Below are 15,485 nucleotides of genomic sequence, written 5' to 3' on the forward strand. Positions count from 1 at the left end.
TGATGCCGGGCGACAACGTGACCATGGTGGTGACGCTGATCGCGCCGATCGCCATGGAGCAGGGCCTGCGCTTTGCCATCCGCGAGGGCGGCCGCACCGTCGGTGCCGGCGTCGTCGCCAACATCATCCAGTGATCTGAAGGAGTCGGATCCGACGGTGCCGGCCATGGGCGCCAGGTGAAGTTCTCGTGGCCGAACCCTTTCCTGCCGCTTGCCCTCCCGCCAGGTTGCCGCTAGAAGCCTGCCCCACGCGGGCCGGCGACGGTGAGCGTACCCTTCGCTACGGCTACGCCGCCTCGTGCGGCCGCTCCGGCGGGAGGTGATGCAGGAGCGTAGCTCAATTGGTAGAGCACCGGTCTCCAAAACCGGGGGTTGGGGGTTCGAGCCCCTCCGCTCCTGCCAGCATCTAGCAGTTCGAACGGGATCCGACGACGGATGGTGAGAGTGTCGCCCGCGCAGTTCCTGCGGGAAGTGCGCCAGGAGATGGCCAGGGTCACCTGGCCGTCGCGCAAGGAAACCCTCTACACGACCGCGAGCGTGCTCGCGATGTCGGCTGCCGCCGCGATCTTCTTCTTCCTCGTCGATCAGATCATTTCGTTCGCGATCCGTCTGATCCTCGGCCTGGGGGTCTGATGTGAAGAAGTGGTACATTATCCACGTCTATTCCGGCTTCGAGAAGAAGGTCCGCGAGGCGATTCAGGAGCAGAGTGCCCAGAAGGGGCTCACTGACGCCTTCGAGGAGATCCTGGTCCCGATGCAGGAGGTGATCGAGGTCAGGCGCGGCAAGAAGGTCCCGACCGAGCAGAAGTTCTTCCCGGGCTATGTGCTCGTGAAGATGGAACTCAACGACGAGACCTGGTCCCTGGTGCGCAACATCCCGAAGGTCACGGGCTTCCTGGGCGGCAGCGGCCGCCCGCAGTCGATCCCGGAAGCCGAGGCGCTGCGGATCCACCAGCAGATCCAGGAAGGCACCGAGCACCCCAAGGCTACCGTGTCCTTCGTGATCGGTGAACAGATTCGCGTGGCGGACGGGCCGTTCGCCTCGTTCAACGGGACGGTCGAGGAGGTCGACGAGGCCAAGCAGCGCCTCAAGGTCTCCGTTTCGATTTTCGGCCGGGCCACCCCGGTCGATCTGGAGTTCGGGCAGGTCGAGAAGGTCTGACCGGAACGCCGCGGGAGCCTTGGCCCGGTGCGGGCCGGGCGTTCGCACCGCTAGGCTTCTGATACAGGAGTGACAGTTTGGCGAAGAAAATCACCGGGTATATCAAGCTGCAGGTACCCGCAGGCAAGGCCAACCCGAGCCCGCCGATCGGCCCGGCTCTGGGTCAGCGCGGCCTGAACATCATGGACTTCTGCAAGAAGTTCAATGCCGAGACGCAGAACGTCGAGGTCGGCACGCCGCTGCCGGTGATCATCACCGCGTTCGGCGACCGCACCTTCACCTTCGTCATCAAGACCCCGCCGGTCTCCTTCTTCCTCAAGCGGGCGGCCAACATCACCTCGGCGAGCAAGACGCCGGGCCGTGGTGCCACTGCCGGCTCGGTGACCATGGCGCAGTGCCGCGAGATCGCCGAGAAGAAGATGAAGGACCTCAACGCCCACGACCTCGACGCGGCGACCAAGATGGTGGTCGGCTCGGCGCGGTCCATGGGCCTAGCGGTGGCGGAGTAAGCGATGGCGACGAAGGGCAAGCGGCTGCGTAAGGCAGCCGAGAGCGTCGACCGCGCCAAGCTCTACGGCCTCGATGAGGCGGTGGGACTGGTCAAGAGCAACGCGACGGCCAAGTTCGACGAGACGATCGAGATCTCGCTGAACCTGGGCGTCGATCCGCGCCATGCCGACCAGATGGTCCGCGGCACGGTCAACCTGCCGCACGGCACCGGCAAGACCCTGCGGGTCGCGGTGTTCGCCAAGGGTGACAAGGCCGAGGAGGCCAAGGCGGCCGGAGCGGACATCGTCGGTGCCGAGGACCTCGCCGAGGCGATCCAGGGCGGCCAGATCGACTTCGACCGCTGCATCGCTACGCCGGACATGATGGGCGTGGTCGGCCGGCTCGGCCGGGTGCTCGGTCCCCGCGGCCTGATGCCGAACCCCAAGCTCGGTACGGTGACCCCGAACGTCACCCAGGCGGTCAAGGATGCCAAGGGCGGCCAGGTCCAGTTCCGCGTCGAGAAGGCGGGCATCATCCACGCCGGCGTGGGCAAGGCCAGCTTCCCGCCCGAGCAGCTGGCCGACAACGTCCGTGCGATCGTGGATGCGATCAACAAGGCGCGGCCGACCGGCGCGAAGGGCACCTATCTCAAGCGGGCACATCTGAGCTCCACCCAGGGGCCGGGCGTGAAGCTCGAGGTCGGCGGCATCCTCGCATAAACGGCGGATCGAGCCGACAAGGCCTCTTGCAATCGGCCGGCGACCCTTTATGTTGCCGCGCCTAGCAAGACGCACTGTCTGGCTCGCTAGCGCCGTCGTCGGGATGACGGTGCCGTTCGGCGTGCGTTTGCCGCACGCCTTTGAGACAACGAGCCCGGTCTTGATGGCCTATGGGGTTGTCTGGACCAAGTGCATCGGAGGCTCTGGTGCTTCGAGCTGAGAAAGCGCAGGTCATTTCTGACCTGAATGCTGTATTCAATGAGACCGGTGTGGTCGTGGTCACCCAGTACCGCGGCATGACCGTGCCGGAGGTCACCCAGCTGCGCGCGCAGATGCGCCAGCAGGGTGCATCGTTCCGGGTGACCAAGAACCGGCTGACCGTCCGTGCCCTCGCGGAAACGGGTTTTGCCGGTCTGGAACCGCTCTTCAAGGGCCCGACCGCGATCGCGTATTCGCGTGATCCGGTGGCGGCCGCCAAGGTGGCGGTCGAGTATGCCAAGAAGAACGAGAAGCTTCAGATCGTGGGCGGCGGCCTGTCCGGGTCGCTCCTGTCGGCCGACCAGGTCAAGGCGCTCGCCGAGCTGCCGTCCCTGGACGAGCTGCGGGCGAAGCTCATCGCGATCATCAATACGCCGGCGTCGCGTCTCGTCGGTGTGTTGCAGGCGCCGGGCGGTCAGCTCGCCCGTCTGCTTCATGCAAAGAGCGAGCAGGGCTGACTGCTCGATCCGAGGTCCTGGCGGACCTGCAGTGAACATTGTGGTCCATGAGGACCGCGCTTGAGTGTAGTGGAGTGGATGTCGTTATGGCGAACCTGCATCAGATCGTCGAAGACCTTTCGAGCCTGACCGTTCTCGAGGCTGCCGAGCTGGCGAAGCTTCTCGAGGAGAAGTGGGGCGTGTCGGCTGCGGCCCCGGTCGCCGTCGCTGCCGCCGGTGGCGGTGCCGCCGCCGCTGCTGCCCCCGCCGAGGAGCAGACCGAGTTCGACGTGATCCTGGCCAGCGCCGGTGCCCAGAAGATCAACGTGATCAAGGAGGTCCGCGCGATCACCAACCTCGGCCTCAAGGAGGCCAAGGATCTGGTCGAGGCGGCGCCGAAGCCGGTCAAGGAAGGCGTGTCCAAGGAGGATGCCGCCAAGATCAAGGCTCAGCTCGAGGGCGCCGGCGCCACCGTGGAGATCAAGTAATCTCCAGTCGCGTCGCGACTTTTTCCTTTTCTCCGGAGCCGTCGGTGCACGCACCGGCGGCTTTCGGTGCTGCCGGCGCTGCCATCACGGTGGCAATTCCCGGTTGAGTTCCTATATGCTGGGAGGTTCCCCGCCCCCCAGCCCGTTCCAGCTTCGATCAGCGAAGGCCCGTCATGCCCCAGACGTTCACCGCTCGCAGACGGATCCGCAAGAGCTTCGGTCGCATCCCCGAGATCGCCGTGATGCCGAACCTCATCGAGGTCCAGCGTCAGTCCTATGAGGCGTTCCTGCAGCGCGACGTTCGCCAGGCGGACCGGGTCCTGCACGGACTCGAGGAAGTGTTCCGGTCGGTGTTCCCGATCAAGGACTTCGCCGATCGCGCTGCGCTGGACTTCGTCAAGTACGAGCTGGAAGAGCCCAAGTACGATGTCGACGAGTGCCATCAGCGCGGCATGACCTATGCTGCACCGCTGCGTGTCACCCTGCGCCTGATCGTCTGGGACGTGGACGAGGAGACCGGCTCCCGTTCCGTCCGGGACATCAAGGAGCAGGACGTCTACATGGGCGACATGCCGCTCATGACCGAGAACGGCACGTTCGTGGTCAACGGCACCGAGCGCGTGATCGTCTCGCAGATGCATCGCAGCCCGGGCGTGTTCTTCGACCATGACCGCGGCAAGACCCATAGCTCGGGCAAGTATCTCTACTCCGCCCGCGTGATCCCGTATCGCGGTTCCTGGCTGGACTTCGAGTTCGACAGCAAGGATCTGCTGCACGTCCGCATCGACCGCCGCCGCAAGCTGCCGGTGACGGCGCTGCTGCTCGCACTGGGACTGGACCAGGAGCAGATCCTGGCCCACTTCTACAACGAGCTGATGTATTATCGCTCGGGCCGGGGCTGGAAGACCGCCTTCAACGGCCAGCGGATGACTGGGCAGAAGCTGACCACCGACCTGATCGACGCCACCACCGGCGAGACGGTCGCGGAGGCCGGGACCAAGCTCACTCCGCGCCTGATTCGCAAGCTGGTCGAGCAGGGTCTCACCGAGGTGTTCGTCTCGGCCGAGGATCTGGTCGGCAAGTTCGTCGCCCGCGACGTGATCGACGAGAGCAACGGCCTGGTGTTCGCCGAGGCCGGCGACGAGCTCACCGCGATCACCATCGAGAAGCTGATCTCGGGCGGCATCGAGGAACTGCCGATCCTCGACATCGACCACATGACGGTCGGGCCGTACCTGCGCAACACGCTGGCACTCGACCGCTCGCAGAACCGCGACGACGCGCTGCTCGAGATCTATCGCGTGCTGCGCCCGGGCGAGCCGCCGACGTTGGAGACCGCGGAGGCGCTGTTCAACGGCCTGTTCTTCGACAACGAGCGCTATGACCTTTCCGCGGTCGGCCGCGTGAAGATGAACATGCGGCTCGGCATGGAGACCGAGGACACGCTGCGCGTGCTCCGCCAGGAGGATATCCTGGCCGTGGTCAAGATGCTGATCGAGATCAAGGACGGCCGGGGCGAGATCGACGACATCGACCATCTCGGCAACCGCCGGGTGCGCTCGGTGGGCGAGCTCATGGAGAACCAGTTCCGCATCGGCCTGCTCCGCATGGAGCGCGCGGTGCGCGAGCGGATGTCGTCGGTCGAGATCGACGCGGCGATGCCGCACGACCTGATCAACGCCAAGCCCGTGGCAGCGGCGGTGCGCGAGTTCTTCGGCTCGTCGCAGCTCTCGCAGTTCATGGACCAGACCAACCCGCTCTCCGAGATCACGCACAAGCGGCGGCTCTCGGCGCTGGGCCCGGGCGGTCTCACCCGTGAGCGTGCCGGCTTCGAGGTGCGCGACGTCCATCCGACCCATTACGGCCGGATCTGCCCGATCGAGACGCCGGAAGGCCCGAACATCGGCCTGATCAACAGCCTCGCGACCTATGCCCGGATCAACAAGTACGGCTTCATCGAGAGCCCGTACCGCCGGGTCGAGGGCGGCAGGATCGTGGGCGACGTGATCTACCTCTCCGCCATGGAGGAGGGGCGCTACACGATCGCCCAGGCGAACTCCAAGCTGAACGAGGACGGCACGCTGGCCGGCGAGTTCATCGCCTGCCGGCAGAACGGCGAGTTCGTGCTGGCCAAGCCCGAGAACGTCGACATGATCGACGTCTCGCCCAAGCAGCTGGTCTCGGTGGCCGCGGCGCTGATCCCGTTCCTGGAGAACGACGACGCCAACCGCGCGCTGATGGGCTCGAACATGCAGCGCCAGGCGGTGCCGCTGGTCCGCGCCGCGGCTCCTTATGTCGGCACCGGCATGGAGGAGATCGCGGCCCGTGACTCGGGTGCGGCGATCGTCGCCCGGCGTGGCGGCGTCGTCGACCAGGTCGACGGCTCGCGCATCGTCATCCGCGTGACGGACGAGAACGCGCGCGGCGAGGGCGTGGTCGACATCTACCGGCTGAAGAAGTTCCAGCGCTCCAACCAGAACACCTGCATCAACCAGCGCCCGCTGGTGAAGGTGGGTGACCAGGTACGGGCGAACGACATCATCGCCGATGGTCCGTCGACCCAGCTGGGCGAGTTGGCCCTGGGCTACAACGCGCTGGTCGCGTTCATGCCCTGGAACGGCTACAACTTCGAGGACTCGATCCTGATCTCCGAGCGGATCGTCCGCGACGACATCTTCACCTCGATCCATATCGAGGAATTTGAGGTGATGGCGCGCGACACCAAGCTCGGGCCGGAAGCGATCACCCGCGACATCCCGAACGTCAGCGAGGAGGCCCTGCGCAACCTCGACGAGGCGGGCATCGTCTATATCGGTGCCGAGGTGAAGGCCGCGGACATCCTGGTGGGCAAGGTCACGCCGAAGGGCGAGACCCCGATGACCCCGGAGGAGAAGCTGCTGCGCGCGATCTTCGGCGAGAAGGCCCACGACGTTCGCGACACCTCGCTGAAGGTGCCGCCGGGCGTGCAGGGCACGGTCGTCGAGGTGCGGGTGTTCAACCGGCGCGGCGTCGAGAAGGACGAGCGCGCGATCGCGATCGAACGCGCCGAGATCGAGCGGCTGGCCAAGGACCGGGACGACGAGCGCGCCATCCTGGAGCGCAACGTCTACTCGCGCCTGCGCGAGCTGCTGGAAGGGCAGGTGGCTACCGCGGCGCCCAAGGGTGCCCGGATCAACATGCCGATCGACGAGGCGGCCCTGGATCGGCCCAAGCGGCAGTGGTGGGACTTCGGTGTCGACGATGCCGCCCGCATGGCCGAGATCCAGGCGCTCAAGCGCCAGCTCGACGACGGCGTGAAGGCGCTGGTCGACCGGTTCGAGAGCAAGGTCGAGAAGCTGCAGCGCGGCGATGAGATGCCTCCCGGCGTGCTCAAGATGGTCAAGGTGTTCGTCGCGGTGAAGCGCAAGCTGCAGCCGGGCGACAAGATGGCCGGCCGGCACGGCAACAAGGGCGTCATTTCCAAGATCGCTCCGATCGAGGACATGCCGCACCTGGAGGACGGTACGCCGGTCGACCTCGTGCTGAACCCGCTGGGCGTGCCCTCGCGCATGAATGTCGGCCAGATCCTGGAGACCCATTTGGGCTGGGCCTGTGCCAATCTCGGGCGGCAGATCGGCCAGCTGGTCGACCGCTACAACGAGGAGCAGGGGCGCGACCGGCTGGTCGAGCGGCTGAGCAAGGTCTACGGCGACGGGACCAGCGACGAGCTCCAGCAGTATTCCGACGAGGAGCTGCAGGAGCTGGGCGAGAACCTGCGCGAAGGCGTGCCGATCGCCACGCCGGTGTTCGACGGGGCGCACGAGGCCGATATCGTCAAGATGCTGGAGGATGCCGGCTGCCATTCGTCCGGCCAGTCCCAGCTCTATGACGGGCGCACGGGCGAGCCGTTCGACCGGCAGGTGACGGTGGGCTACATCTACATGCTGAAGCTCGGCCATCTCGTGGACGACAAGATCCACGCGCGGTCGGTCGGCCCCTACAGCCTGGTCACCCAGCAACCGCTGGGCGGCAAGGCGCAGTTCGGTGGTCAGCGCTTCGGCGAGATGGAGTGCTGGGCGCTCCAGGCCTACGGCGCCTCCTACACGTTGCAGGAGATGCTGACGGTCAAGTCGGACGACGTCTCCGGTCGTACGAAGATCTACGAGGCGATCGTTCGCGGCGAGGATACGTTCGAAGCGGGTATCCCGGAGAGCTTCAACGTGCTCGTCAAGGAACTGCAGGCACTGGCGCTCAACGTCCAGCTGCAGTCCACGAACGAGGATTGAGCTTCGGACCCGGAAGGGCGGCGCAGGGCGCCGTCCCTCCGGGCTTTGTTTTCCTGATGCGGATGAGCGAGAGACGGTCCAGATGAACGATCTCATGTACCTTTTTGGTCAGCCGGCGGCCGGCCAGAAGTTCGACGAGATTCGGATCTCCATCGCCAGCCCCGACCAGATTCGGGAATGGTCCTACGGCGAGGTGCGCAAGCCGGAGACCATCAACTACCGGACCTTCAAGCCGGAGCGTGATGGCCTGTTCTGCGCGAAGATCTTCGGGCCGATCAAGGATTACGAGTGCTTGTGCGGCAAGTACAAGCGCATGAAGTACAAGGGCATCGTCTGCGAGAAGTGCGGCGTCGAGGTCATCCAGTCCAAGGTCCGCCGCGAACGGATGGGCCATATCGAGCTGGCCGCCCCGGTCGCCCACATCTGGTTCCTGAAGTCGGTGCCGTCGCGCATCGGCATCCTGCTCGACATGACCCTGCGCGAGCTGGAGCGGGTGCTCTATTTCGAGCAGTTCGTGGTGGTCGAGCCGGGCCTCACTCCGCTGAAGCTCCATGAGCTTCTGACCGAGGACCAGGTTCTGCGCCACCGCGACGAGTTCGGCGAGGACAGCTTCACCGTCGGCATCGGCGCCGAGGCGGTGCGCGACATGCTCAAGCGCATCGACCTGCCGGAAGCGCGCGACCAGTTGCGCGCCGAGCTGGCCGAGACCAGCTCCGAGGCCAAGCGCAAGAAGCTGGTCAAGCGCCTGAAGATGGTCGAGGTCTTCCTCGAATCCGGTAACAAGCCGGAATGGATGGTGATGGAGGTCGTTCCGGTGATCCCGCCGGAACTGCGTCCGCTCGTCCCGCTCGATGGCGGCCGGTTCGCGACCTCCGACCTGAACGACCTGTATCGCCGCGTCATCAACCGCAACAACCGCCTCAAGCGGCTGATCGAGCTGCGTGCGCCCGACATCATCGTGCGCAACGAGAAGCGCATGCTGCAGGAGGCGGTCGACGCGCTGTTCGACAACGGTCGCCGCGGCCGCGTCATCACCGGTGCCAACAAGCGCCCGCTGAAGTCGCTGTCCGACATGCTCAAGGGCAAGCAGGGCCGGTTCCGCCAGAACCTGCTGGGCAAGCGCGTCGACTATTCCGGCCGTTCGGTGATCGTGGTGGGCCCGGAGCTGAAGCTCCATCAGTGCGGCCTGCCGAAGAAGATGGCGCTCGAGCTGTTCAAGCCGTTCGTCTACGCCAAGCTCGAGCTGTTCGGCATGGCGCAGACGATCAAGGCCGCCAAGCGCATGGTCGAGAAGGAGCGGCCCGAGGTCTGGGACATCCTGGAGCAGGTGATCCGCGAGCATCCGGTCATGCTGAACCGGGCGCCGACGCTGCATCGCCTGGGCATCCAGGCATTCGAGCCGGTGCTGATCGAGGGCAAGGCGATCCAGCTGCACCCGCTGGTCTGCACCGCCTTCAACGCGGACTTCGACGGCGACCAGATGGCGGTCCACGTGCCGCTCTCGCTGGAAGCCCAGCTGGAAGCCCGCGTGCTCATGATGTCGACCAATAACATCCTGAGCCCGGCCAACGGCAAGCCGATCATCGTGCCGACCCAGGACATCGTTCTGGGCCTGTACTACCTCTCGCTCGAGATCCCGAACGAGAAGGGCGAGGGCATGGCCTTCTCCGATCTCGCCGAGATCCAGCACGCGCTGACCGCGCGCGCGGTGAGCATGCACGCCAAGATCAAGGCGCGCATCGACGTGATGCAGCCGGACGGCAGCCTGCAGTCCAAGGTGGTCGACACGACGCCCGGTCGCATGCTGCTCTATGAAGTGCTGCCGCAGAACCCGAAAGTCAGCTTCGAGCGGCTGTTCAACCGCACGCTGACCAAGAAGGAGGTCAGCCAGGTCATCGACGAGGTCTACCGCCATTGCGGCCAGAAGGAGACCGTGATCTTCGCTGACCGGATGATGGGGCTGGGCTTCAGCAACGCTGCCCGCGCCGGCATCTCGTTCGGCAAGGACGACATGGTCATCCCGGAAAGCAAGCACCGGCTGATCGCGCAGACCCAGGAGCTGGTGAAGCAGTACGAGCAGCAGTATGCGGACGGTCTGATCACCAAGGGTGAGAAGTACAACAAGGTCGTCGACGCCTGGCAGCAGTGCTCGGATCGCGTCTCGGACGAGATGATGAAGGCGATCCGTGCGGTGCACTCGGTGCCGGACGAGAACGGCCGGTTCAAGCAGCCGAACTCCATCTTCATGATGGCCGATTCGGGTGCCCGTGGCTCCGCGGCGCAGATCAAGCAGCTGGCCGGTATGCGCGGCCTCATGGCCAAGCCGTCGGGCGAGATCATCGAGAACCCGATCATCTCGAACTTCAAGGAAGGCCTGTCGGTGCTGGAGTACTTCAACTCCACGCACGGTGCCCGCAAGGGTCTGGCCGACACCGCCTTGAAGACCGCGAACTCGGGTTACCTGACCCGCCGCCTGGTCGACGTGGCGCAGGACTGCATCATCGTCGAGGAGGATTGCGGGACCGAGCGGTTCATCACCCTCTCGGCCTCGATCAATGCCGGCCAGGTGGCCGACGATCTGGGCGAGCGCATCCTGGGCCGTACTGCGGCCGAGGACGTGATCGACCCGAAGTCGGGCGAGGTGCTGGTCACCCGCAACACGTTGTTCGAGGAGCCGCAGGTGCGGCTGGTCGACGGCAGCGGCGTGTCCGCAGTCCGGGTCCGCTCGGTTCTGACCTGCGACAGCTTCGGTGGGGTGTGCGGCAAGTGCTACGGCCGCGACCTGGCGCGCGGTACCGAGGTCAATATCGGCGAGGCGGTGGGCGTGATCGCCGCGCAGTCGATCGGCGAGCCCGGCACGCAGCTGACCATGCGTACCTTCCATATCGGTGGTGCGGCGCAGGGCCAGGCGGAGCAGAGCTCGATCGAATCGGCAGTCGCCGGCTCGGTCAAGATCACCAACCCGCGCCTGGTCCGTGACGCGAAGGGCCGGCTGGTCGTGCTCGGCCGCAATTCCGAGCTGGTCATCTACGACGAGGTCGGCCGCGAGCGCGTCCGCCATCGCCTGGCCAACGGCACGCGACTGCTGGTGGAGCCCGACTCGAAGGTCGAGAAGGAGCAGCGCCTGGCGGAGTGGGATCCCCACACCGTCCCGGTGGTTTCCGAGGCGGCCGGCAAGGCGGTGTTCCACGACATGATCGAGGGCATCACCTACCGCGACGTGATCGACGAGACGACCGGCAAGTCGAGCAAGGAGATCGTCGACTACCGGCAGTCCTCGCGCTCGGCCAACCTGCGTCCCGCCATCGTGCTGGAGGACGAGGCCGGCAAGCCGATCACCCTGCCGTCGGGCAACGAGGCACGCTACTTCATGCCGCTGGGTGGCATCCTGTCCGTCGAGAACGGCGACATGATCCATCCTGGCGACGTGCTGGCGCGTCTGCCCAAGGAGGCGTCCAAGACCCGCGACATCACGGGTGGTCTGCCGCGCGTGGCGGAGCTGTTCGAGGCGCGTCGGCCCAAGGACCCGGCGATCATCGCCGAGCTGGAAGGCCGGGTGGAGTTCGGCAAGGACTACAAGAACAAGCGGCGCCTGCGCCTGATCCCGGTCGACCCGGATCAGGAGGCGGTCGAGTACCTGATCCCGAAGGGGCGCCAGGTCAGCGTGCAGGAAGGCGACGTCACCAAGCCGGGCGACCCGATCGTCGATGGCAACCCGGTGCCGCACGACATCTTGCGCGTGCTCGGCGTGGAAGCGCTGGCCCAGTTCCTGGTCGCCGAAATCCAGGACGTGTACAAGCTGCAGGGCGTGAAGATCAACGACAAGCATGTCGAGGTCATCGTCCGGCAGATGCTGCAGAAGGTCGAGATCGCCGACCCCGGCGACACGACCTTCCTGGTGGGCGAGCAGGTCGACCGGGTCGAGTTCGACCAGGTCAACGCGCGGATCGTGGCCGAGGACAAGCGTCCGGCCGTGTGCCGCCCGGTGCTGCAGGGCATCACCAAGGCCAGCCTGCAGACGCAGTCCTTCGTGTCCGCGGCCTCCTTCCAGGAGACCACCCGCGTGCTCACCGAGGCGGCGTTCGCCGGCAAGACCGACGGGCTGAACGGCCTGAAGGAGAACGTCATCGTCGGCCGGCTGATCCCGGCCGGCACCGGCGGCGTGCTGCCCAGGCTCCGCAAGGACCTGGCCTCCGACAGCCGCTTCGCGCCGCCGCGCGAGCTGGACAGCGAGCGTGGCTTCGCGATTGGAGAGATCGGCGCCGCTTAAAGCGTCGCCGCATGAGAGACCTGCGCCCGTGGCGGTCCGCCGCGATGGGCGCAGGGTCTTGACGGCAGGGTGGCTGACGGATAGAAGCCGCGCACCATTTCATTCACGAGCCTGGTGGTGGCCCGAACGGGCCAGACGCAGGGTCGGTTGTTCGGGTGCATTCCTGCCGGTTCCAGAAGGCGGCTTGGCTCATGCCGGGCGGCCGGACTTGCTTCGTGGAACGCGCACTTCGGACAGGGCGAGACAAAGACGAGATGCCGACGATCAACCAGTTGGTCCGCACGGGCCGGACGAGCAAGCCGAAGCGCAACAAGGTGCCGGCCCTTGAGGGTTGCCCACAGAAGCGTGGCGTCTGCACCCGCGTCTACACGACCACGCCGAAGAAGCCGAACTCGGCGCTCCGGAAGGTCTGCCGCGTGCGCCTGACCAATGGCTTCGAGGTGACCAGCTACATTCCCGGCGAAGGTCACAACCTCCAGGAGCACTCGGTCGTCCTGATCCGCGGCGGCCGCGTGAAGGATCTGCCCGGCGTGCGCTATCATACGCTGCGCGGCGTCCTGGACGCCCAGGGCGTGAAGAACCGCAAGCAGGGCCGTTCGAAGTACGGCGTCAAGCGTCCGAAGTGATCGGCCGAAAGGGTTTTTGAGATATGCGTCGTCGTGCTGCTGAGCGCCGTGAGGTCCTTCCCGATCCGAAGTTCGGGGATGTGATCCTGGCCAAGTTCATCAACTCCGTGATGCTGGACGGCAAGAAGTCGGTTGCCGAAGCGTCGGTCTATGCTGCGCTGGACAAGCTGCAGCAGCGTGGCGGCGGTGATCCGATCGAGATGTTCCACGAGGCGCTGAGCAACGTCGCTCCGGCCCTCGAGGTCCGGTCCCGGCGCGTCGGCGGCGCCACCTACCAGGTGCCGGTCGAGGTTCGCGACGTGCGCCGCCAGGCGCTGGCGATCCGCTGGATCATCTCGACTGCCCAGAAGCGTTCCGAGAAGACGATGACCGATCGTCTGGCGGCGGAGCTGCTGGATGCCGCCCAGAACCGCGGGGCGGCCGTCAAGAAGCGCGAAGACACGCTCCGCATGGCGGAAGCGAACCGCGCCTTCTCGCACTACCGCTGGTAATCGGCCCGGAACGGTTCGGAAAGATCATGGCTCGCACCATTCCGCTCGAGCGTTATCGTAACATCGGCATCATGGCCCACATCGATGCCGGCAAGACGACGACCACCGAGCGCATCCTGTTCTACACCGGCAAGTCCTACAAGATCGGCGAGGTGCACGAAGGCACCGCGACGATGGACTGGATGGAGCAGGAGCAGGAACGCGGCATCACCATCACGTCGGCAGCGACGACCTGCTACTGGCGGGATCATCGCGTCAACATCATCGACACGCCCGGCCACGTCGACTTCACCATCGAGGTCGAGCGGTCCCTGCGCGTGCTCGACGGTGCCGTGGCGGTGTTCGATTCGGTCGCGGGTGTCGAGCCCCAATCCGAGACCGTCTGGCGTCAGGCCGACAAGTACCGCGTGCCGCGGATCTGCTTCGTCAACAAGATGGACCGGATCGGCGCCAACATGTACCGGTGCGTCGACCAGATCCGTGAGCGTCTGGGCGCCAAGCCGGTCGTGCTGACGCTGCCGATCGGCACCGAGGCGCAGTATCTCGGCAACGTCGACCTGGTCCGCATGAAGGCCGTGATCTGGCGCGACGAGACCATGGGCGCCGACTACACGCTGGAAGAGATCCCGGCCGAGCTGAAAGATCGCGCCACCGAGTACCGGCAGGCGCTGGTCGAGGCCGCCGTGGAGATGGATGACGCGGCGCTCGAAGCCTATTTCGGCGGCGAGGAGCCCGACGAGGAGACGCTGAAGCGCTGCCTGCGCAAGGGCGTCACCGGCTTCCACTTCGTCCCGGTGCTGTGCGGCTCGTCCTTCAAGAACAAGGGCGTGCAGCCGCTGCTGGACGCGGTGGTCGACTTCCTGCCGTCGCCGCTCGACGTGCCGCAGATCACCGGCATCGATCCCAAGACCGAGACCGAGGCCAGCCGCAAGATCGACGACGCCGCGCCCTTCTCGGCGCTGGCGTTCAAGATCATGACCGACCCGTTCGTCGGCACCCTGACCTTCGTGCGCATCTATTCCGGTCGCCTGGAGAGCGGTTCCTATCTCCAGAACACCGTGAAGAACTCGCGCGAGCGCATTGGCCGCATCCTCCTGATGCATGCCAACAGCCGCGAGGAGCTGAAGGAAGCGCTGACCGGCGACATCGTGGCGCTGGTCGGGCTCAAGAACACCACCACGGGTGACACGCTGTCCGATGCGGACAAGCCGATCATCCTGGAGCGGATGGAGTTCCCGGAGCCGGTCATCGAGGTCGCGGTCGAGCCGAAGTCCAAGGCTGACCAGGAGAAGATGGGCCTGGCGCTGAGCAAGCTGGCCCAGGAGGATCCGTCCTTCCGCGTCTCCACCGACCAGGAGTCCGGCCAGACCCTGATCAAGGGCATGGGCGAGCTTCATCTGGAGATCCTGGTCGACCGGATGCGCCGGGAGTTCAAGGTCGAGGCCAATGTGGGTGCGCCGCAGGTGGCCTACCGCGAGACCCTGACCAAGCCCGCGACCGTCGACTACACCCACAAGAAGCAGACTGGTGGTACCGGTCAGTTCGCGCGGGTGAAGCTGGTGATCACGCCCAACGAGAAGGGCAAGGGCTTCGAGTTCGACAGCAAGATCGTCGGCGGTGCGGTGCCGAAGGAGTACATCCCCGGCGTCCAGAAGGGCCTGGAGAGCTGCATGTCGAGCGGCGTGATCGCCGGCTTCCCGATGACCGACGTCAAGGTCGAGCTGGTGGACGGCGCCTATCACGAGGTCGACTCCTCGGCGCTGGCCTTCGAGATCGCCTCGCGTGCCGCGTTCCGGGAAGGGGCGGCCAAGGCCGGCCCGCAGCTGCTGGAGCCGGTGATGCGGGTCGAGGCGGTGACGCCCGACGAGTACATGGGTGACATCATCGGCGACCTGAACAGCCGCCGCGGACAGATCACCGGCATGGAGCCGCGCGGCAACGCGCAGGTCATCAAGGCGATGGTGCCGCTGGCCTCCATGTTCGGCTACGTGAACTCGCTGCGCTCCCTGTCGCAGGGGCGTGCGCAGTTCACCATGCACTTCGACCATTATGCGCCGGTGCCGCAGATGGTCGCTGACGAAATTCGCGCCAAGTACGCCTGAGACGTCTCAGGTTAGAGGACTGACGAGGGGCACAGACGATGGCCAAAGAGACGTTCAAGCGGACGAAGCCGCATGCGAACATTGGCACGATCGGACACGTGGATCATGGCAAGACCACGCTGACGGCCGCGATCACGAAGATCCTGGCGGAAGCGGGAGGTGCGTCGTTCACGGCGTAT

At 65.8% G+C, this 15,485-nt stretch carries 12 protein-coding genes, 1 tRNA gene and 1 pseudogene; all 14 read left to right on the forward strand.

Features of this window, described 5'->3' with window-relative positions; all coding sequences use genetic code 11:
* A pseudogene (tuf, locus tag VNS22_RS10170) lies at positions 1–134 on the forward strand (elongation factor Tu); the annotation flags it as partial.
* 191 nt (positions 135–325) lie between these two features.
* Positions 326–401: transfer RNA gene (locus tag VNS22_RS10175), tRNA-Trp, on the forward strand.
* Between the two features lie 33 nt (positions 402–434).
* Positions 435–632 carry a preprotein translocase subunit SecE gene (gene secE / locus VNS22_RS10180; protein WP_159718890.1) on the forward strand — a complete coding sequence of 66 codons (198 nt, stop codon included), beginning with the start codon at positions 435–437 and terminating at the stop codon, positions 630–632.
* Between the two features lies 1 nt (position 633).
* A complete protein-coding gene (gene nusG / locus VNS22_RS10185; protein WP_325732026.1) occupies positions 634–1,161 on the forward strand; it encodes a transcription termination/antitermination protein NusG in 528 nt (175 codons plus the stop codon).
* A gap of 77 nt (positions 1,162–1,238) precedes the next feature.
* Positions 1,239–1,670: a 50S ribosomal protein L11 gene (rplK, locus tag VNS22_RS10190; protein WP_325732028.1), complete on the forward strand. Its 432-nt coding sequence runs from the start codon at positions 1,239–1,241 to the stop codon at positions 1,668–1,670.
* Positions 1,671–1,673: 3 nt separating this feature from the next.
* On the forward strand, positions 1,674–2,369 hold the full coding sequence (rplA, locus tag VNS22_RS10195; protein ID WP_325732030.1) for a 50S ribosomal protein L1: 696 nt from the start codon (positions 1,674–1,676) through the stop codon (positions 2,367–2,369).
* A gap of 206 nt (positions 2,370–2,575) precedes the next feature.
* A complete protein-coding gene (gene rplJ, locus VNS22_RS10200) occupies positions 2,576–3,085 on the forward strand; it encodes a 50S ribosomal protein L10 (RefSeq protein ID WP_325732032.1) in 510 nt (169 codons plus the stop codon).
* An 86-nt stretch (positions 3,086–3,171) separates the two neighbouring features.
* A complete protein-coding gene (gene rplL / locus VNS22_RS10205) occupies positions 3,172–3,552 on the forward strand; it encodes a 50S ribosomal protein L7/L12 (protein ID WP_325732034.1) in 381 nt (126 codons plus the stop codon).
* A 173-nt stretch (positions 3,553–3,725) separates the two neighbouring features.
* On the forward strand, positions 3,726–7,817 hold the full coding sequence (rpoB, locus tag VNS22_RS10210) for a DNA-directed RNA polymerase subunit beta (RefSeq protein ID WP_325732036.1): 4,092 nt from the start codon (positions 3,726–3,728) through the stop codon (positions 7,815–7,817).
* A gap of 82 nt (positions 7,818–7,899) precedes the next feature.
* Positions 7,900–12,087 (forward strand): DNA-directed RNA polymerase subunit beta', encoded by a 4,188-nt coding sequence (gene rpoC / locus VNS22_RS10215; RefSeq protein WP_325732038.1) that lies wholly within the window; start codon positions 7,900–7,902, stop codon positions 12,085–12,087.
* A gap of 254 nt (positions 12,088–12,341) precedes the next feature.
* On the forward strand, positions 12,342–12,713 hold the full coding sequence (gene rpsL, locus VNS22_RS10220) for a 30S ribosomal protein S12 (RefSeq protein WP_027134780.1): 372 nt from the start codon (positions 12,342–12,344) through the stop codon (positions 12,711–12,713).
* Between the two features lie 23 nt (positions 12,714–12,736).
* Positions 12,737–13,204 (forward strand): 30S ribosomal protein S7, encoded by a 468-nt coding sequence (rpsG, locus tag VNS22_RS10225; protein ID WP_325732042.1) that lies wholly within the window; start codon positions 12,737–12,739, stop codon positions 13,202–13,204.
* Positions 13,205–13,230: 26 nt separating this feature from the next.
* Positions 13,231–15,306: an elongation factor G gene (gene fusA / locus VNS22_RS10230; protein WP_325732044.1), complete on the forward strand. Its 2,076-nt coding sequence runs from the start codon at positions 13,231–13,233 to the stop codon at positions 15,304–15,306.
* A gap of 38 nt (positions 15,307–15,344) precedes the next feature.
* The coding region (locus tag VNS22_RS10235; RefSeq protein ID WP_325731891.1) for a GTP-binding protein at positions 15,345–15,485 on the forward strand (141 nt) is incomplete at its 3' end.

Source organism: Geminicoccus sp. (assembly GCF_035556675.1).
Lineage (GTDB): Bacteria > Pseudomonadota > Alphaproteobacteria > Geminicoccales > Geminicoccaceae > Geminicoccus.